General features: G+C 63.3%; 18 protein-coding genes, 1 tRNA gene and 1 pseudogene. 7 read left to right on the top strand and 13 right to left on the bottom strand.

Annotation, left to right across the window (positions count from 1 at the left end):
* Nucleotides 1-67: 67 nt before the first annotated feature.
* A complete protein-coding gene (gene gcvH / locus AC5RTB_RS12700) occupies nt 68-454 on the bottom strand; it encodes a glycine cleavage system protein GcvH (protein WP_494061434.1) in 387 nt (128 codons plus the stop codon).
* Nucleotides 455-668: 214 nt separating this feature from the next.
* On the opposite strand from gcvH, the gene AC5RTB_RS12695 reads away from it, so the two are divergent.
* From AC5RTB_RS12695 to AC5RTB_RS12685, 3 genes are all read left to right on the top strand, one after another.
* The gene (locus tag AC5RTB_RS12695; RefSeq protein WP_494061433.1) at nt 669-1,718 is read left to right on the top strand and encodes an ATP-dependent DNA ligase; all 1,050 of its coding nucleotides are present in this window, start codon (nt 669-671) and stop codon (nt 1,716-1,718) included.
* A gap of 56 nt (nt 1,719-1,774) precedes the next feature.
* Entirely contained in the window at nt 1,775-2,470 is a 696-nt protein-coding gene (locus AC5RTB_RS12690; protein WP_494061432.1) for a DUF6318 family protein, read from the top strand.
* Between the two features lie 352 nt (nt 2,471-2,822).
* Nucleotides 2,823-3,437, top strand: a complete 615-nt coding sequence (locus AC5RTB_RS12685) for a PKD domain-containing protein (protein ID WP_494061431.1) — start codon at nt 2,823-2,825, stop codon at nt 3,435-3,437.
* 3 nt (nt 3,438-3,440) lie between these two features.
* On the opposite strand, the gene ligD is transcribed toward AC5RTB_RS12685, so the two are convergent.
* The 12 genes and pseudogenes from ligD to AC5RTB_RS12625 all read right to left on the bottom strand — a co-directional run bounded on the left by ligD (nt 3,441) and on the right by AC5RTB_RS12625 (nt 14,034).
* On the bottom strand, nt 3,441-4,463 hold the full coding sequence (gene ligD, locus AC5RTB_RS12680; protein WP_494061430.1) for a non-homologous end-joining DNA ligase: 1,023 nt from the start codon (nt 4,461-4,463) through the stop codon (nt 3,441-3,443).
* A 60-nt stretch (nt 4,464-4,523) separates the two neighbouring features.
* Nucleotides 4,524-5,363, bottom strand: a complete 840-nt coding sequence (locus AC5RTB_RS12675) for a siderophore-interacting protein (protein ID WP_494061429.1) — start codon at nt 5,361-5,363, stop codon at nt 4,524-4,526.
* Between the two features lie 131 nt (nt 5,364-5,494).
* Nucleotides 5,495-5,568, bottom strand: a tRNA-Pro gene (locus AC5RTB_RS12670).
* A gap of 95 nt (nt 5,569-5,663) precedes the next feature.
* The gene (der, locus tag AC5RTB_RS12665) at nt 5,664-7,196 is read right to left on the bottom strand and encodes a ribosome biogenesis GTPase Der (protein WP_494061428.1); all 1,533 of its coding nucleotides are present in this window, start codon (nt 7,194-7,196) and stop codon (nt 5,664-5,666) included.
* 17 nt (nt 7,197-7,213) lie between these two features.
* The gene (gene cmk, locus AC5RTB_RS12660) at nt 7,214-7,912 is read right to left on the bottom strand and encodes a (d)CMP kinase (RefSeq protein WP_494061427.1); all 699 of its coding nucleotides are present in this window, start codon (nt 7,910-7,912) and stop codon (nt 7,214-7,216) included.
* Nucleotides 7,909-9,021: a prephenate dehydrogenase gene (locus AC5RTB_RS12655; RefSeq protein ID WP_494061426.1), complete on the bottom strand. Its 1,113-nt coding sequence runs from the start codon at nt 9,019-9,021 to the stop codon at nt 7,909-7,911. The genes cmk and AC5RTB_RS12655 overlap by 4 nt, the downstream gene beginning before the upstream one ends.
* Nucleotides 9,022-9,024: 3 nt before the next feature.
* Nucleotides 9,025-10,059, bottom strand: a complete 1,035-nt coding sequence (locus AC5RTB_RS12650; protein WP_494061425.1) for a pseudouridine synthase — start codon at nt 10,057-10,059, stop codon at nt 9,025-9,027.
* A gap of 23 nt (nt 10,060-10,082) precedes the next feature.
* On the bottom strand, nt 10,083-10,745 hold the full coding sequence (gene scpB / locus AC5RTB_RS12645; RefSeq protein WP_494061424.1) for an SMC-Scp complex subunit ScpB: 663 nt from the start codon (nt 10,743-10,745) through the stop codon (nt 10,083-10,085).
* On the bottom strand, nt 10,729-11,655 hold the full coding sequence (locus AC5RTB_RS12640) for a segregation and condensation protein A (protein ID WP_494061423.1): 927 nt from the start codon (nt 11,653-11,655) through the stop codon (nt 10,729-10,731). Before AC5RTB_RS12640 ends, scpB begins: the two co-directional genes overlap by 17 nt.
* Before the next feature lie 15 nt (nt 11,656-11,670).
* The gene (locus tag AC5RTB_RS12635) at nt 11,671-12,558 is read right to left on the bottom strand and encodes a ParA family protein (protein ID WP_494061422.1); all 888 of its coding nucleotides are present in this window, start codon (nt 12,556-12,558) and stop codon (nt 11,671-11,673) included.
* A 171-nt stretch (nt 12,559-12,729) separates the two neighbouring features.
* Nucleotides 12,730-12,930 (bottom strand): annotated as a pseudogene (locus tag AC5RTB_RS12630) (cation:dicarboxylate symporter family transporter); the annotation flags it as partial.
* A gap of 108 nt (nt 12,931-13,038) precedes the next feature.
* Nucleotides 13,039-14,034: a sigma-70 family RNA polymerase sigma factor gene (locus tag AC5RTB_RS12625; protein WP_494061421.1), complete on the bottom strand. Its 996-nt coding sequence runs from the start codon at nt 14,032-14,034 to the stop codon at nt 13,039-13,041.
* 146 nt (nt 14,035-14,180) lie between these two features.
* Here AC5RTB_RS12625 and AC5RTB_RS12620 point away from each other — a divergent pair, with 146 nt between their 5' ends.
* The 4 genes from AC5RTB_RS12620 (at nt 14,181) to prpB (ending at nt 17,886) form a co-directional block, all read left to right on the top strand.
* Nucleotides 14,181-14,618 carry a VOC family protein gene (locus AC5RTB_RS12620; protein WP_494061420.1) on the top strand — a complete coding sequence of 146 codons (438 nt, stop codon included), beginning with the start codon at nt 14,181-14,183 and terminating at the stop codon, nt 14,616-14,618.
* Between the two features lie 174 nt (nt 14,619-14,792).
* The gene (locus tag AC5RTB_RS12615) at nt 14,793-15,470 is read left to right on the top strand and encodes a GntR family transcriptional regulator (protein WP_494061419.1); all 678 of its coding nucleotides are present in this window, start codon (nt 14,793-14,795) and stop codon (nt 15,468-15,470) included.
* The gene (locus AC5RTB_RS12610) at nt 15,463-16,980 is read left to right on the top strand and encodes an MmgE/PrpD family protein (RefSeq protein ID WP_494061418.1); all 1,518 of its coding nucleotides are present in this window, start codon (nt 15,463-15,465) and stop codon (nt 16,978-16,980) included. Before AC5RTB_RS12615 ends, AC5RTB_RS12610 begins: the two co-directional genes overlap by 8 nt.
* Nucleotides 16,981-17,886 carry a methylisocitrate lyase gene (gene prpB / locus AC5RTB_RS12605; RefSeq protein WP_494061417.1) on the top strand — a complete coding sequence of 302 codons (906 nt, stop codon included), beginning with the start codon at nt 16,981-16,983 and terminating at the stop codon, nt 17,884-17,886.
* The last annotated feature ends 22 nt before the right edge of the window (nt 17,887-17,908 follow it).

The raw sequence follows: 17,908 nt of genomic DNA, 5'->3' as shown, positions 1-17,908 counted from the left end.
TTCCCCAAAAACACGTGGCCAACCGGTTTCCCGGCTGGCCACAAACTATTAGCCTCAGCCGGTGACTCTAGCCTACCTGCTGAGAGTATTCCGAAGAACTGAGAAGCTCCTCAACCACCGAGCTGTCCTCAACCTTTATTTCCATGAGCCAGCCATCGCCGTACGGATCCGAGTTGATCAGCGCAGGATCGCCGTCGAGCGCTTCGTTACGGTTGATGACCTCGCCGCTGACCGGCGCGTAAATGTCGCTGACGCTTTTGGTGGATTCAACCTCCCCTACGACGTCGGAAGCGCCCACTTTCGAGCCGCCCTCGGGCATCTGGACATAAACAACGTCGCCAAGAGCGTCCTGAGCGAAGTCGGTGATACCAACACGGACAACTCCGTTGTTGTCGGGTGCGGTGACCCACTCGTGTTCGGCGGTGTAGTAAAGGTCTTCGGGAATGTTGCTCATTGTCGGCCTTTCGTGGGCACCGGACGGATTTATTCGTGGAAAGCGATGAACAAGCGGCGGCCCTTTTCTCTCGATCGGGGGCCTCACGATCGAGTATAGGCACAGTGTCCGTGCGGTGCGTCACCCTTCTCTCCCGCGCCGGTTACCTCCCCGCTCCACCCACGTACGCGTGGCGTCCATGGCAATTCAAGTGCTCATGAGACAGGATCGATCTATGACCGATCTGCCCTTTCCGATTCAGCCCATGCTCGCCAAGGCCGTGGACGCAGTGCCGGACGCAGACAGTGTTCCCGGCGGCCTGGTCTACGAGCCCAAGTGGGACGGCTTCCGCGCCGTCATCCATGTCGAAGACGGCAAATGCGAAATTGGGAGCCGCGGGTCGAAGACACTCACCCGGTACTTCCCGGAGCTTGTCGAGGCGCTGCTTGAGAACCTTCCGGAGCGGTGTGTCATCGACGGCGAGATTGTGGTCCGCCGCGGAGAATGGGGCGCTGAGCGCCTTGACTGGGACGCACTATCGCAGCGGATCCACCCAGCCGACAGCAGGGTGCGCCTGCTCGCGAAGGAGACACCGGCGTCGTTCATTGCTTTTGACCTGCTGGGGATCGACGACCACGATTTGCTCGACGTGCCCTTCGCGGAGCGGCGGAAGGTGTTGGAGGGGATCGGTGAGACTTTCTCTGAACCGGTGCATCTCTCGCAGGTGACGGACGACGTCGAACTCGCCCGGCGCTGGCTGGTCGAATTCGAGGGGGCCGGCCTGGACGGCGTAGTGGCCAAACCGCTGACCGCAGCGTACGAGCCGAACAAGCGGCGCATGCTCAAGGTGAAGCACCATCGCACCGCCGACGCCGTGGTACTCGGTTACCGGGTGCACAAGAGCGGCCAGGGTGTCGGTTCGCTTCTTCTCGGCCTCTACGACGACGGCGGTGAATTGCGAAACGTCGGCGGTGCGTCCGCATTCTCGGACAAGCGGCGGCTGGAATTGATCGGTGAGCTGGAACCGGATGTGATGCGCGACGACGACGGAGAAATAGTTCGCGGTGAAACCGACCGCAGTCGATTCGCTTCCGCAAAGGACGTGTCCTATGTCCGGCTGCACCCGCGACGCGTGGTCGAGGTGCGTTACGACCAGATGGAGGGCGACCGGTTCCGGCACACAGCGCAGTTCGAGCGGTGGCGGCCGGACAGGGATGCGCGTTCCTGCACGTTCGAGCAGTTGGAGATTCCGGCGGCGTACGACCTCAGCAAGGTGCTGGCTTAGGGTTCATTACCCCGTCTTGTGGATAACCTCCAGGCTGGTAACTGACTCTGGTTAGGATGGTTGGCAGTCCACACGGAATCACATTGTCGGGGAAATCTATGTCTCAGTCTCGCGTGGCTTGCACCCTAGCCGGTACAGCCCTCTCTGTTCTTGTCCTTGCCGGATGCCAGGGCGGCGGCGCCGGCGCGGCACAGACGCCGTCGGAATCTCCATCCGTATCGGGCTCCGCCTCTGCGTCACCGTCAGCTACGCCTACACCGACGCCGTCCCCCGCCTCTGCGGCCGGGCCTGCAGTGAACATCCCTGTCCCGGAGAAACCCGCGCTTGCGGATGAGAACACCGTTGAGGGGCTCGAGGCGTTCACGGAGTGGTGGTTTGAACTGCTGAATTACGCGTACGCCACTAATGGTCTTGAGCCGCTTAAGGCCGTCACCGACGACGGATGCACGACGTGTAGCAATATCAGCGGATCCATCGAGGAAGCCTTCGCTGAGGGAGGTTGGATCGCTGGCGGAGATATCCAGTTGAAGAGCTTCGACAGCACTTTTGAACCGAACGTACATGGTTCTGTCTCGTCATTCATCACCATTACGCAAAGGCCTGCGACGTACTATGCCGCAGGAGGGGCCAGCGTGAACAAAACTCCCGGTTTTTCTGAGCCCGACCTGAACGAGCTGATTGCCTTCTATGACAACGGTGAGTGGATACTCCTCGATGTGGGGGCAGTGAGCGTTGACGACGGCAATGGCTGACGCAACCCGGATAGGGCGCTTACGGTCGCCTTTCATGCGTACGTTTGCATTGGTCGTCCTATTGGGTGCCACAGCAACTCCTGCAGTTGCCGAGTCTGAGAGGAAAACCGATGCTGGCTGGCAACCCGGAAAGGTCGCCGTTGATAACAGAGATCCCGGCGCTTCGCCTGCTGCTCCATCCACCCCTCCCAACGTCTCGGTAGGAAGAGCAGAACCAGAACCAGACAGCAGCTCGCCAGACGTCACGTACACATATGAACGAGTGTGCACAAAAGGGCGATTGAACAACCTCGATCCCGGATTGTGCGTTAATCTCAATTCTGCCTGCGATTCAGAACCTGACGGCGAGTTGGTGGAGTGGATTGCGATCGACAGCTCGACCAGCCCACCCACGGAAACCCGAACAGGCGACAGGTCCTGCCTCTACCCCGGCTCCCCCGCGCCGGAACCCCCGAACGGCGGCGAAGTAGCGGAGCCCGAAGTTGTCATCACGCTGGAAGATTTCCAGAGTCAGCCGATCATCGCTGCGACCGTAGTATCGGAGCCCAACAACTTCGGCCTCCTAGGCGGACACAACAACTTCCGGGCCGACGTCGCCGAGCAGGAGTTCACCTTCGAAACCCTCGGGGACGAGGTACACATCCGGGCCTGGCCGGTGGCGTACGACTGGAATTACGGCGACGGCACCACCAGAACCACACAGACCGCCGGAAACGCCGTCCCCGAGGGTGAATGGCTTCTGGTGGAGACGCCTACCAGCCACGTCTACGCTGCGACCGGCGACTACAACGTAGTCCTCACCACGCGCTTCAACGGCGACTACTCCGTCAACGGCGGGCCCTGGATACCTATCGCCGGACAAGCCGCGGTCCAGTCAGAGCCGCACCTCGTCAGCATCTGGCGTTCCGACAACCGGCTCGTGGACGGCACCTGCGCGGAGAACCCGACTGCATGGGGCTGCAGGTAAGCCCTACTTATCCTTCTTGGCCCGGCTCGGCTGAACCCTTGGCGGCTCCCCCGGCATCTTCGGATAGTCGGGTGGGAACGGCAGTTCCCCGAGGCCGGCATCCAGATCCCGCTGCCACCAGTCAAGCAACGTATCGATAGTCCCGGGCTTGTCGTGAAAATTGGCCCAGGGGTCACCGACGGTCCGCAGCCGCTCCGGCACGGTCAGGATCGTGAAGTCCTTCGGTTGAACTTTCTCAAGCTCTTCCCACGTAATCGGACAGGAAACCGGCGCATGAGCCAGCGCCCGGGGACTGTACGCACCAGCAATCGTGCGATCCCGATTCGCCTGGTTGAAGTCAACGAACACCCGTTCCCCGCGTTCCTCCTTCCACCAGGAGGTAGTCACCTTGTCCGGCATGCGACGCTCGAGTTCCCGCGCAGCGGCAATCACCGCATGTCGCACATCAAGGAACTCGCGCACCGGCTCAATCGGCGCATACACATGGATGCCGCGGTTGCCCGAAGTCTTCAGGAAGGCACTGAGGCCCGCCTCCGCAAGAACCTTCCGGAGCTCGATCGCGGCGGGCACAGCGTCATCGAAATCGGTGCCGGGCTGAGGATCAAGGTCGATCCTCAGCTGGTCCGGGTTGTCCGAATTATCCGCACGCGAAGGCCAGGGATGGAAAACCACCGTGTTCATCTGGGCAGCCCACACCGCGGCAGCCGGCTCGTCGATCACCAATTGCGGGTGGGATCGCGCGCTCGGATACTCGACCTTCACGGATCGGATGTACTCCGGGGCACCCTTCGGCGGATTCTTCGAGAAGAACTGTTCGCCGTCGATGTTGTCACCGAAGCGCTGCAATGCAAGCGGCCTGTCACCATTCGCTGCGATGAAGGCATCGCCCACGTCGATCAGGTACTTGGCCAGGTCCAGCTTCGTCAGTCCCAGCGCCGGCCACATGACGCGGCTCGGACTCGATATGCGAACTTCCCGGGTGCCGTGCGGCCCATCAACGGATAGAACTGTCGCCTCGGATGCCATGGGTCCAACATACTCTTCAGGGCAACGAACATACCCGGTGCGGCACGCCGCAGCGTGCGGTCAGGCTGGGAGAATGACCCCGATGGGTTCACGCTTCTCGGCCTGGAACTTGTCTTCGGTCCGGCCGGCGGCCCAGTAACCCGAGAGGGAGAGCTGGTCTTTGGTCAGTCCGCGATCCTTCAGGAACACATCGCGTAGGGCCTTCATCGACTCCCGCTCCCCGTGTGCGAATACCTGCACACGGCCAGCCGGCCAGCGGTAGGCAGAGACTGCGGCGGCGAGTAGAGACCTCGTCGTATCGTCCCGCACTTCACGGCGCACCCAGACAACCTCGACGCCGGACGGCTTTGCCAGCTCGATGACATCTTCCGGGCCACCGTATTCAAGGAAAGCAACGCCGTGAGTTTCTGCCGGCAGTGCTTCGAGTGCAGCACTGATGGCCGGAAGAGCCGACTCATCACCGGCGAACAGGTGCCAGTCGGCCGCCGGATCAGGAGAGTAGGCGCCGTTAGGACCCATCAGGGCGATTCGGTCCCCCGACTGCGCGTTAGCCGCCCACGGACCAGCCAGTCCTTCGTCCCCATGGACGACGAAGTCGATCTCGATCGTGCGCTCAGCTGAATTGGTCCGCCGGACGGTGTAAGTGCGCGTCACCGGAACATCCTCGGGCGGAAGGTGCTCGCGTAGAGCAGCGAGGTCGTACGGCGGCTCGAGTTCGAGTTCCGGCTTGGCGAGAAGCAACTTGACGTAATTGTCCGTTACATCCTTCGGCTGGAACTGCTCGAACGCCGGACCGCCCAGCGTGACGCGAACCATGTGGGGCGTCACCCATGACTTGTCCAAAACGTCGAAGACAAGTTGGGGGCGAGGAGGCTTCGTCTTCTCCTGAGCTGTATTCACCCATCCAATTTCTCACGCCCGATAGCGTGAACAGAACTGCAGGTCATTCGAAAGATTGGCCGCCGCTCTATCGACGGCGTTTCAAGGAACGAAAAAGGTCCCGGAAACTTTGAGTTTCCAGGACCTTACCGTCGGGATGACAGGATTTGAACCTGCGACCCCTTGACCCCCAGTCAAGTGCGCTACCAAGCTGCGCCACATCCCGATCAGCACGGACATTCCGTCCGAACCACCTGAAGAATCTTATCCTATCGATGCCCTGACCGACGAACCGGTCGGCCCTGAATCGATAGAGGAGCTCTACTTCTTGCGGCCGCGCTTCTCACGGACGCGCATGCTGACCTCAATCGGCGTGCCCTCGAAACCGAACGTCTCACGCAGCCGGCGTGTGATGAACCGGCGGTATCCGGGATCGAGGAAACCGGTGGTGAAGAGAACAAAGCGCGGGGGACGTGATGACGCCTGCGTGCCGAACAGGATGCGGGGCTGCTTTCCACCTCGCACCGGGTGCGGATGCGCTGCAACGAGCTCGCCGAGGAAGGCGTTCAGCTTGCCGGTCGGAATGCGCTTGTCCCAGGACTCCAGCGCGCGGTCGAGTGCGGGTACCAGACGGTCCTTGTGCCAACCCGTCTTCGCGGAGATGTTGACGCGCGGCGCCCACTCGACATGGGCGAGGTCCTGCTCGATCTCGCGCTCAAGGTAACGACGGCGTTCGTCGTCGAGCAGGTCCCACTTGTTGAATGCCAGAACGAGCGCGCGGCCGGACTCAATCGTGAGGTTCAGGATGCGCACATCCTGCTCGCTCAGCACTTCATCAACGGCGAGGAGGACAACGGCGACCTCCGCTTTCTCCAGCGCGGACTGCGTACGCAGCGACGCGTAGAAATCGGCGCCTTGCTGCATGTGGACTCGACGACGGATACCGGCGGTATCCACGAAGCGCCAAACGCGGCCGCCGAGCTCGATCATCTCGTCCACCGGATCACGGGTGGTACCCGCCAACGGGTCAACGACAACGCGCTCCGTCCCGGCCAGCTTGTTCAGGAGGGACGACTTGCCAACGTTGGGGCGCCCGATCAATGCCACGCGGCGAGGTCCGCCTGACCGCTCCAGGCCCCCGTGTTCGGAGAACTCCGGCATGATTTCCACTGCCCTGTCGAGCATGTCGGCCGTACCGCGGCCGTGCAGCGCCGACACCGGCATCGGCTCGCCGAAGCCCAGCGACCAGAGGGCGGCCGCGTCGGCCTCGTTCTGGATGTCGTCGACCTTGTTCGCGATGAGAATGACAGGCTTCTTCTTGCGCCGCAGCATGCGGACAATCGCCTCATCTGTCGCGGTCGCGCCTACAGTCGCGTCGACGACCAGCAGCACGGCGTCGGCGAGGTCGACGGCGGCTTCGGCCTGGTCAGCGACGCGTGCGTGGATGCCCCGGGCGTCGTGCTCCCAACCACCGGTGTCAACCAGCGTGAAGTTGGTGCCGTTCCAGGTGGCTGAGTACATGACACGGTCGCGTGTGACACCCGGGGTGTCCTCCACGACTGCCTCCCGGCGTCCGAGGATACGGTTCACCAGGGTCGACTTGCCCACGTTCGGACGGCCCACGATCGCAAGGACAGGGTCCAGCTGAACGGGTGCGTCGTCGTCGTAGTCGCCGAGTTCCTGCGCGAGGAGAGCTGCATCCTCCTCGTCCAGCTCATAGTCCTCCAGACCGGCGCGCAGGGATTCAGCACGACGCTCAGCCTCCGCTTCATCCAGGGCATGGATGTGCTCGGCTACGGAGTCCTCGCCCGTAGGCTCATACTCTTCCTCAAGTTCAGTCTGGTTCTCGCTCATATTCGCGATCCTTCGTTTTATTGGTGGGCGACGGTGCGAACAACGTCGAGCACCGCCGTCACTGTCTGCTCGAAATCCAGGTCCGACGAATCAACGGTTACTACACCGTTGGCGGCCTGATGAAAATTCACTACGGAAGAGTCCTTGGCATCACGGCCGAGAACCTGCTGTTTCAGCTGCTCCGCAGTTTGGGAACCGCCAAGCTGGTCACCACGCCGCCGGAGCCGCGCTTCCTCGCTTGCGGTCAGGAGAATGCGCACCTCCGCGTCCGGCGCGACGACGGTGGTGATGTCCCTGCCCTCGGCCACGATGCGGTGGTGTGAGTCTGCGATGATCTGCCGCTGTCTCCGAATCAGCTCGCTGCGGGCGCCGAGTGTGGTGGCGACTGCGCTGACGGCACGCGAAACCCGTGGCTCCCGAATGGCATCCGTCACGTCGATACCGCTGATCAGGACCGATTCAGTATCCGGTCGGGTGCTGAGGGACAGGTCGAGTTCACGGGAAGCACGTTCCACTGCCCCGGCGTCGGAGAAGTCCACGCCCTTCTCAAGGCAGTGCAGGGTCACCGCGCGATACATTGCACCGGTGTCAAGGTACGCCGCATGCAACCGGCTGGCGGCTTCACGACTGACGCTGGACTTGCCGGAACCGGACGGTCCGTCGATCGCCACAACGAGGGACTTGCCCAATCGGAAGTGTGCAAGAGATGCAGTCACTGAACTACCTTCCATCCGCGATCCGTGAGGAAATCAGTGAGCTCGTGCCGTTTGCCCGGCAGCACCGAGACCTCGGCCATACCTACCTGGCGCTCGGGCGAATGCTCGATTCGCAGGTCCTCAAGGTTTATGCCGGTGTCCCCGATTTCGGTGAGCAGCCGTGCAATCTGTCCGGGAACGTCATCCACAAGCACGGTGAGCTTGGCGAACGCTTCGGGGGGTGCGCCATGCTTGCCGGGAATGCGTGCCTGCCCGATGTTGCCCTCGGCCATCAGCTGCGCCATGTCCAGTCGCGCACCCTCACCCAGCGGATTCTCGAGCGTGCCGATCAGGCGATTCAGGTCTTCACGCACACCGTAGAGGATCTCCACCAGCCGGCTCGCGTTCGCAGAGAGAATCTGCACCCACAACCGCGGATCGCTGGCGGCAATCCGCGTGACGTCCCGGAGCCCGTTCCCCGCCAGGGAGAGGGCGTGCGCGGGGGTGTCCTGCAGCCGGCTCGCGAGAAGGGACGACAGCACCTGGGGCAGGTGGGAAATGACCGCAACCGATTGGTCGTGTTCCTCGCTCGACATGCGGGAAACGACCGCCCCGAGGTCAATCGCCAGCGCCTCGGCAGTGCGCACCGATTCAGGCGCGCTGTGCTTCGACGCGCAAATGACCCACGGCATGGAGGTAAACAGCTCAGCGCGGGCAGCAACCGGCCCCGACTTCTCCCGTCCTGCCATGGGATGGGTGCCCACGTAGCGTGAGAGGGCAGCGTCGTCGGCTGCTTCAGCTACTGACTTCAGCACCGCGTCCTTGACGCTGGCAATATCGACGACGACGGCGGCCGGGTAAGCTGCCAGCGCATCGACGACCAGTGCGCCGGTGACGTCCGGTGGCGCAGCAACAACCACGAGTTCAGGCGCGAACGCCGACTCGGCCGGGTTCAACAGGCGGCCAGCGCCAATGTCCTGTGCCACAGCCTGGGTGGACGGCGAGATGTCGGAGAGGACGACGTCGAGTCCCCGTGCACGCAGTCCGAGCCCGATGCTTGTGCCGAGCAGACCGGTGCCGACTATCAGCACCGGCCCGGACAGGTGTGTGCCGCCGTTTGTTACGACCATCGGCTACATCTCCACAGCGGCCAAGAGGTGCCCAACTTCCTGACGGCCGAGAACGCGGATACTGCCCTGGCGCTGATCGCCGACGCGGATGGGGCCGAACTGGGTGCGCACCAGACGCTCAACCGGGTGACCGATGGCGTCGAACAAGCGGCGTACAACACGGTTGCGTCCTGAATGGAGCACAACCTCAACCAGCACGTGACCGGGGGTCGAATCGACCAGTTTGAAGGAATCGACCTTCGCGATGCCGTCCTCCAGCTCGATGCCCTCCTTCATCTGGGCGCCGATGCCGTGCGCCATCGGCCCGCGGACCTGCACAAGGTAGGTCTTGGACACTTCGAAGGACGGGTGAGTGAGGCGGTTGGTGAGTTCGCCGTCATTGGTCAGCAGGATCAGACCTTCAGTCGCGACATCAAGACGCCCGACATGGAAGAGCCGCTCCCCTTTGCGGTTCTTCAGGAAGTCGCTGATGCAGGGGCGGCCCTCGGGGTCCTCCATGGTGGAGACAACGCCCTTGGGCTTGTTGAACGCGTAGTAGAGCATGGTCTCGTTCAGTTGGAGGCGGATGCCGTCCACGTGGATCGCTGCGCTCGATGCGTCAACCCGGACACCGAGGTCGGTCACGATGCTGCCGTCCACTTCAACCCGGCCGTCGCGGATCATGTCCTCGCATACCCGGCGCGATGCAACACCGGCCGACGCCATGACTTTTTGCAGGCGGACACCATCGGGATCGTGCACGTCCAGCCGGTCAACGGGTGGAGCCTTCGGGCGGCGCGGGCGGTGTACCGGCCCGAGGTTGCGGCCGAAGCGCTCCTTACCGAAGGGCGCCGAACCCGCGGACGCACCCTTTTGACCGCTGCGTGCGGCTTTCGGAGCGCCCTTGCCTGCGCCCTTGGGAGCATCCTTGCCTGCACTCTTGCCGGCGCGCGCCTGATTCGCGCCACCAGCATCCCTCCCGCTTTTTCCCGCGGGATCGGAGGCAGAGTTACGGCCGGCGCGGTTCCTTCCGGATCCGGAGCGGGGCGCCTGTGTCATTGAAATTCCTTAGCTGTTGTACGTCAGTACGTGGTGTCGTCGAAGTCCTGCAGGTTTTCGAGGCCGGGCAGGTGCGGAGAAAGCTTGGGCAGATCGGCAACGGTGCCAATACCCAATCTTTCCAGAAAAAGCGGCGTGGTTCCGTAGAGCACCGCTCCGGTCTCCGGATCGGTAGCGACGTCGGCGATAAGTCCACGTTGAACAAGGGTGCGAACCACCGAGTCCACGTTCACCCCACGAATTGCCGACACCCGTGATCGTGAGACCGGCTGCCGGTAAGCGATGACGGCGAGGGTTTCGAGAGCCGCCTGTGAAAGCCGCGCGCTCTGACCGTCCAGGACAAACCGTCCGACGACGACAGCGAACTCGCTGCGCGTGTAGAACCGCCACCCGCCGGCGACATTTCGAAGCTCAATGCCCCGACGCCGCGTTGGTCCGGTTTCCGGGCCCTGACCAGTATAGCCGTCATACTCGGCCTTCAGTTCCCCGAGCGCATCACGCACCTCATCCACCGGCACCTCGAGCGCCGTCGCGAGCTGAATATCGGTCACCGGTTCCTCGATAACGAGGAGCACGGCCTCGACCGCGGCCGGCACTCCGCCGGGCAAAGATGGGACGTCCGGTACCGGCTCTTCTTCCGATGCAGTGCGGTTGCCCACGTGCGTTTGTTCAGTTCGCTCGCTCATGGACTCCTCCTTCCATGAAGTCACCGGCGACCGGCAGGCCGGCTTGATCCTGATTGTCCCTGTCGTATTCTTCGCTGATGTTGTCCGCAGTCCAACTGCTTTCACCTGCGGACCACCGAACAGTCAACTCCCCCAGCGGCGCAGTCTGGTCCATGGTGATCACCATGTCGCGGAACATTTCCAGCAGGGCGAGGAAGCGGGCTACCACGACTAGCATCGAGTCCGCATCCGCCGTGAGCTGCCGGAAGGACAGGACGCCCTGCTCCCGCAGCCGCTGCCCGATGATGTCTGCCTGCTCACGGACGCTGACTGCAGGTGCGTGCAGATGGCCGATTCCCACTTCCGTGGGCGCCGGTTCGCGGGGCTCCAACGCTTTCGCGGCCAACGCTGCAAAGTCCGACGGCGACATCCGCCAGGTTAGTTCCGGCATCATCGCCGCGAACTGCGGCTCAAGAGCCACCGCCCTCGGGAACCGCTCGCTCTCCTCGGTGAGTCGCTCCCCCATCTGGCGGGCAATCTCCTTGAACGCCTTGTATTGCAGGAGACGCGCGAAAAGAAGGTCGCGGGCCTCGAGCAGGGCGATGTCCTCCTCATCCTCCACCTCGCCGGAAGGCAGCAGGCGGGCGGCCTTGAGATCCAGCAGCGTCGCGGCGATGACCAGGAATTCGCTGGCTTCGTCGAGCGAAAAGCTGTCGCCGGCAGCACTGAAGGCGCGGATGTAGGCGATGAACTCGTCGGTTACTTTCGCCAACGCTATCTCTGTGATGTTCAGCTCATGCTTGGAGATAAGGCTCAGCAGCAGGTCGAACGGCCCGTTGAAGTTCTCGAGCCGGACTTCGAACTTTCCCTCCCTCTCACCCTGGGGCGCCGCGGGAGGGGCGCCGCCGTCGTCGTTAGCGTCCTGCGCCATCAGGTACGGAGGCGGCTACGGTGCGCCGCCGCGGGAAATCAGCTCACGGGCGAGGCTGCGGTATGCATCCGCACCTGAGTGATTGCCGGCATAGGTGGTGATTGGCTCCGCGGCAACCGTGGCGTCGGCGAACTTGATGGTGCGCTTGATGACCGTCTCGAACACCTTGTCGCCAAATGCTTCCACGAGGCGGGCGATAACTTCACGGCTGTGGAGGGTCCGCGCGTCATACATGGTGGCCAGGACGCCGTCCACCTGCAGACGGGGATTGAGGCGGTCCTGGACCTTCTCGATGGTTTCGACCAGCAGCGCGACGGCGCGGAGCGCGAAGAACTCACAGATCAGCGGGATGATCACGCCATGGGCGGCCGTCAGCGCGTTGACCGTCAGCAGGCCGAGTGAGGGCTGGCAATCGATCAGGATGACGTCGTAGTTGTCCTCGACCTTGCGCAGCGCGCGGTCCAGTACCTGTTCCCGGGCAACCTCGTTCACCAGCTGCACTTCGGCGGCGGAGAGGTCGATATTCGCGGGCAGGAGATCGATGTTCTCCACACCGGTGTGCTGGATGGCGTCCTCGATGTTGACCTTGCGGTCCATCAGCACGTTGTAGACGGTGACGTCGAGCTCGTGCGGATTTGTTCCCAGGCCTGCGGACAGCGCACCCTGCGGATCGAAATCGACGAGAAGGACGCGTCGTCCAGCTTCGGCGAGCGCAGCTCCCAGGTTGATGGTGGAGGTGGTCTTGCCGACGCCGCCCTTCTGGTTCACCATGGCGATGACCCGGGCCGGACCGTGGGAGGCCAGAACCGGTGGCTCGGGGAATTCCGTGACCGGACGTCCGGTGGGGCCGATCTCTGAGTCGGTTGCGTCCTTCAGAGTTGTGGAACCCTGTTCGCTACTCACGTATCTATCCACGCTTCCGTCTATAGCTGTTTTTTGCTCGCTTACTTGCTTCACCACGTTACAGCCGGTCCACCGCGGAACTTTGGAAATACCCGGTGATCAAAACAGCGAGCCTTTAGTCTCAACCTGAGGTTCAATGTTCGATGATCCATGCCGCTACCGCCTGCCGAAGACAGCGCACCCGGTGAAGTTGGTCAGTGCGCGGGCCTCGGACATGGAGCGGTCGATGCCGACAATGAGGCCGACGCCGCCCACGAGGTCGGGGCGGTGGGACTGCAGGCCGCCGGCCAGGGTTGCCAGGCCGGCGCCGGTGACTCCGGCAGGGCCCTTGGAAGCGATGAGCATGAAGAGCAGCACGGAGACGTCAGCTCCGTGCCGTCGTCTCATTCCTGTCCTCGGCGGCCGCGCCGGTGTCCGCAGTGGAGGTCGCGAGCTCGCTGGAGCTGTCCAGGGTTACCGCGAGGCGCTACCTCGAGCACCCTAGCGCTCGTCCACCGTGGCGGGGAGTCCGAACTCAGGGAACAGATCCGGGTAAAGGAAGTTATGGTGCCCGACGATGTGCCCGTCCGAGGCCTCGACAATCTGGATCGCGAACGGCTCCCAGAGTCCGGGCTCAACGAGGTGGTACGCTCCGAACCCCGCGGTGCCGTTCACCATGACCGGTAGCAACCGGCTGTCCTTGCATACGATCCCCTGACCGCGGAACCATGCGGCGCAGTTGTCCGGGCCGCTGAGCCAGAGTTTGAACGGCGGCATGGACAGCACCACGTCATCCCTCAGCAGGGAAACCAGCCGGTCGATGTCGTAGCTTTCGAACGCTTCAACGTACTGCTGGACAAGCGCGGTGTGCCTGCTGTCCATGGTGGACATGAGTATCGGTTCCCGCCGTGCAGCCAACGTCTTCCGGGCACGCTGCAGCGCGCTGTTTACTGCCGCGACCGTCTGCTCCAGCAGCTCAGCGGCCTCAGTCGCTCTCCACGCGAGCACCTCACACAGGATCAGCACCGACCGCTGCAGCGGCGGCAGGTGCTGCAGCGCAGCGACGAAGGCCAGGCGGATCGATTCCCTCGCAAGGGCGACGTCCGCCGGATCCGCGGTGAGGTCGATGACCGTGCTGTCCGCGATCGGCTGGACGAAAGCTGTCTCGGGCAGTGGCGCACCCAGCCGCGCGTCAGAGGTTGGCGTCGAGGGTCCCAGTTCCATTGGGCGTGCCCGCCGCTGGGGGCTGCGTAGCATGTCGACGCAGACGTTGTGGGCTATCTTGTACAGCCATGTCCGGGTGGAGGACCGTCCGCTGAATTCATTCCGACCGTTCCAGGCCTTGATCATCGTTTCCTGAACGGCATCTTCCGCTTCGGAGCCGGAACCCAGCATCCGATAGCAGTAACCGGTCAGTTCTCTCCTGTACGTCTCGAGATCCTGCAGAGGCACCTCGGCGGGCGGCTCCAGCCGTCCCGATTCCATTGCGGAATGCATGGTCACAGCGTATCGGCGGGTGTGCGCTGCAGGGTGGGAAGTTCGCCGAAAATTTCTCCCGGAACCGATGATTTCCCGTTGATCGCCCCGTCTACCGTGTAAGCGAGCATCTAAGGCCGCGGAAACCAGCTAGCAAGGAGCGCATCGTGACCAGCATCTTCGTTAACCTTCCAGTGAAGAACCTTCAGAAGTCGAAGGATTTCTACACCAGCTTCGGTTGGACGCTGAACCCGGCATTCACCGACGAGAACGCCGGCTGTATCGTCATCAGCGACACCATCTACGTCATGATCCTTACACACGAGCACTACAGGCAGTTCACCGACAAGCAGATCGCTGATACCTCGACGACCTCCGCCGTCCTGAACGCCATCAGTGTGGACAGCCCTGAGGACATCGACGACCTCGTTGACCGGGCACTGGCCGCGGGAGCCACCGAGGGCAAACCGCAGGACTACGGCTTCATGCGCTCGCGCACCTTCTCGGATCCGGACGGGCATTCGTGGGAGGTTCTCTGGATGGATCCGATCGCCCAGACCGGCGACTGGGCTGCCGTGCAGGAAAAGTACCCCCAGCAGGCCTGAACTACTGCACACCACGACGACGGCGGCACCCGGCCAGGTGCCCCCGTCGTCGTACGCTGACCCACCGTTTTGTATACAGTGTGTGCTTGCAGAGGCGGATTTTCATCATAGCGATTGCCGCGCAGAAACTTTCTGTATACATTGGAGCCGTGCGAGGAGCGATGGAGCAGGCAAATGCGGGCCAGTGACCGTGCCTACCAGACGCTGCGCGCCGACATCATCGAATGGCGCCTTGGCCCCGGCACCCTGCTCGGGGAAGTCGAGCAGTCCGCGCGGTTGGGAGTCTCCCGGACACCGTTGCGCGAAGCGCTATCCCGGCTCACTGCAGAAGGACTGACGGCAGCCCACCCAGGCCGTGGCGTCGTCGTCACCGAGGTGTCACTGGAGAAAATCACCGGCCTCTTCGACGTCCGGATTTCGCTGGACTGCACAGCAGCCGCCCTCGCTGCGGCGCGCGCGGACCGGAGGACCTTCCAGGCCCTGACCGCGCGCTTCGAATCCGCGGCCCCGCTCATTCAGGCGTCCGACGACGGACAGCATGAGTACTACGAGTTGGTCGCCGAATTCGACGCAGCCATTGACGCTGCCGCTGCCAATCCGTACCTCCTGCAGGCCCAACGGCAGCTGCGCACCCATCTGAGCCGTGTGCGCCGGCTCGCCCGGGACGACGTCGCGCGCCTCACCGCCTCGGCCTCAGAGCACGCGCAGATCGCCCGGTCGATTACGCTGGCCAACCCCGATCTGGCCGTTGCGTCCACCAAAGTCCACCTTCACAACAGCCTGGAGTATCTGCTGGCTGCCCGAGCAGACATCAATGCGAAAACCACCCGAGAGGAAGAACCCCATGGTTGAACTCCACCCCGTCCGCGTGCACCGCAGCGAGGAGAACCTGCCCCGAACCGGCCAGTTGGCCTGGAAGATCGCCGAGGTGGCCGCCGATCCGGTCGGAGTCGACGACGACGTCACCGACATGGTGATCAACCGCATCATCGACAACGCGTCGGTTGCCGTGGCCTCGCTTTCGCGTGCACCGATCGTCGCCGCACGGGCACAGGCGCTGAGCCACCCCGTTTCGGTCAACGGACGCGGTGCGACAGTGTTCGGGATCGGTGAGAAGTCATCACCCGAATGGGCGGCCTGGGCCAACGGCGTCGCGGTCCGCGAACTGGACTACCACGACACGTTCCTGGCTGCGGACTACTCCCACCCCGGAGACAACATTCCCCCGGTCCTCGCCGTCGCCCAGCACACCGGTGCATCCGGCGCCGACCTCCTGCGCGGCATCACCACCGGGTACGAGATCCAGGTGGATCTCGTCAAGGCAATCTGCCTGCACAAGCACAAGATCGACCATGTCGCGCACCTCGGTCCCTCCGCCGCCGCCGGAATCGGTACGCTGCTGGGTCTCGACGTCGAAACAATCTTCCAGGCGGTCGGCCAGGCCCTGCATACGACCACGGCCACCCGCCAGTCACGCAAGGGCGAGATCTCGACGTGGAAGGCACACGCGCCGGCCTTCGCCGGGAAGATGGCGGTCGAAGCCGTGGACCGCGCCATGCGCGGACAGACCTCCCCCACGCCCATCTACGAGGGCGAAGACGGCGTCATCGCCTGGCTCCTGGACGGTCCGGACGCCCGATATGAGGTTCCGCTGCCTGCCGCCGGTGAAGCAAAGCGCGCCATCCTCGACACCTACACGAAGGAGCACTCGGCCGAGTACCAGGCCCAGGCCTGGATTGACCTCGCGCGCCGGTTGCACGGAGCACATCCGGAGGTCACCGACCCGGCGAAGGTCGAGTCTGTCCGCATCCACACGTCCCACCACACGCACTATGTGATCGGTTCAGGCGCTAACGACCCGCAGAAGTACGATCCGACGGCGTCCCGCGAAACACTCGACCACTCCATTCCCTACATCTTCACGGTCGCGCTGCAGGATGGGCGCTGGCACCACGTCGATTCCTACACACCGGAACGCGCTTCGCGCCTCGACACTGTCCAGCTCTGGGGCAAGGTCACCACGGTGGAGGACGCGGAGTGGACACGCCGCTACCACTCGCTGGACATCAGCGAGAAAGCGTTCGGCGGCCGGGTTGAGATCACCATGACGGACGGCACCGTCATCACCGACGAGATCGCCGTCGCCGACGCACACCCGCTGGGAGCACGTCCCTTCGCGCGCGAGCAGTACATCCGCAAACTGCGGACTCTTGCTGACGGTGTCGTGGAGGATGCGGAGGTTGACCGGTTCCTTGACGCGGTGCAGCGACTCCCCCAACTCGCGCCCGGGGAACTTGACCAGCTGAACCTGACTGCGGCCGTCGGTATCCTTGCCGCAGAAGCACCGAAGGGACTGTTCTAAATGCTGTATTCCTCCGTGACGCCTGAGAAGAAGCGCGAGACGCTGCGCGCCGGCCTTGCCTCCGGCCGGATCCAGCAGTTCCCTGGAGCGTTCAATCCGCTCTCCGCACGGCTGATCGAAGACAAGGGGTTCGACGGCGTCTACATCTCCGGTGCGGTCCTCGCCAATGACCTCGGCCTGCCGGACATTGGGCTCACGACACTCACCGAGGTAGCCACACGGGCCGCCCAGATCGCCCGCATGACCGATCTCCCCGCCCTGGTCGATGCAGACACGGGCTTCGGTGAACCGATGAACGTTGCCCGTACAGTCCAGGAGCTTGAAAACGCAGGCCTGGCCGGCTGCCACATCGAGGACCAGTTCAATCCGAAACGGTGCGGCCACCTGGACGGCAAGAACGTGGTGGACACGGACACTGCCGTCAAGCGCATCCATGCGGCTGTCGATGCACGCCGTGACCCGAACTTCCTGATAATGGCGCGGACTGATATCCGCGGCACGGACAGCCTGGACGCGGCCCAGGATCGGGCGAAAGCTCTGGTCGACGCCGGTGCAGATGCAATTTTCCCGGAGGCGATGCGCGACCTGTCCGAGTTCGAAGCCGTCCGCGGTGCGGTCGATGTACCCATCCTGGCCAACATGACGGAGTTCGGGAGAAGCGAGCTTTTCCCCGCTGCAGACCTGGAGTCGGTCGGAGTGAACATGGTGATCTACCCCGTCACGCTGCTGCGTAGTGCGATGGGCGCCGCGGAGCGTACGCTGGAAACAATCAAGGCAGACAGCACCCAACAGGCCGCCGTCGGCTCCATGCAGACCCGAGCCCGACTCTACGAGCTGGTCGATTACGAGGCGTACAACCGATTCGACACCTCAGTGTTCAACTTCCAGGTGCCCGGCGGGCACTGAGCCGGTCCCGGCAACCGCCGGA

The organism is Arthrobacter sp. M71 S08 (assembly GCF_059089725.1).
The sequence above is the reverse complement of the archived record's forward strand: the minus strand, read 5'-3'. Positions and strand labels throughout refer to the sequence as shown.

Excerpts from the sequence above, each read along its gene's own strand:
- gcvH (WP_494061434.1), bottom strand. The coding sequence starts at position 454 with ATGAGCAACATTCCCGAAGACCTTTACTACACCGCCGAACACGAGTGG.
- AC5RTB_RS12695 (WP_494061433.1), top strand. The coding sequence starts at position 669 with ATGACCGATCTGCCCTTTCCGATTCAGCCCATGCTCGCCAAGGCCGTG.
- AC5RTB_RS12690 (WP_494061432.1), top strand. The coding sequence starts at position 1,775 with ATGGTTGGCAGTCCACACGGAATCACATTGTCGGGGAAATCTATGTCT.
- ligD (WP_494061430.1), bottom strand. The coding sequence starts at position 4,463 with ATGGCATCCGAGGCGACAGTTCTATCCGTTGATGGGCCGCACGGCACC.
- der (WP_494061428.1), bottom strand. The coding sequence starts at position 7,196 with ATGAGCGAGAACCAGACTGAACTTGAGGAAGAGTATGAGCCTACGGGC.
- AC5RTB_RS12655 (WP_494061426.1), bottom strand. The coding sequence starts at position 9,021 with ATGGTCGTAACAAACGGCGGCACACACCTGTCCGGGCCGGTGCTGATA.
- AC5RTB_RS12650 (WP_494061425.1), bottom strand. The coding sequence starts at position 10,059 with ATGACACAGGCGCCCCGCTCCGGATCCGGAAGGAACCGCGCCGGCCGT.
- scpB (WP_494061424.1), bottom strand. The coding sequence starts at position 10,745 with ATGAGCGAGCGAACTGAACAAACGCACGTGGGCAACCGCACTGCATCG.
- AC5RTB_RS12640 (WP_494061423.1), bottom strand. The coding sequence starts at position 11,655 with ATGGCGCAGGACGCTAACGACGACGGCGGCGCCCCTCCCGCGGCGCCC.
- AC5RTB_RS12625 (WP_494061421.1), bottom strand. The coding sequence starts at position 14,034 with ATGCATTCCGCAATGGAATCGGGACGGCTGGAGCCGCCCGCCGAGGTG.
- AC5RTB_RS12615 (WP_494061419.1), top strand. The coding sequence starts at position 14,793 with ATGCGGGCCAGTGACCGTGCCTACCAGACGCTGCGCGCCGACATCATC.
- AC5RTB_RS12610 (WP_494061418.1), top strand. The coding sequence starts at position 15,463 with ATGGTTGAACTCCACCCCGTCCGCGTGCACCGCAGCGAGGAGAACCTG.
- prpB (WP_494061417.1), top strand. The coding sequence starts at position 16,981 with ATGCTGTATTCCTCCGTGACGCCTGAGAAGAAGCGCGAGACGCTGCGC.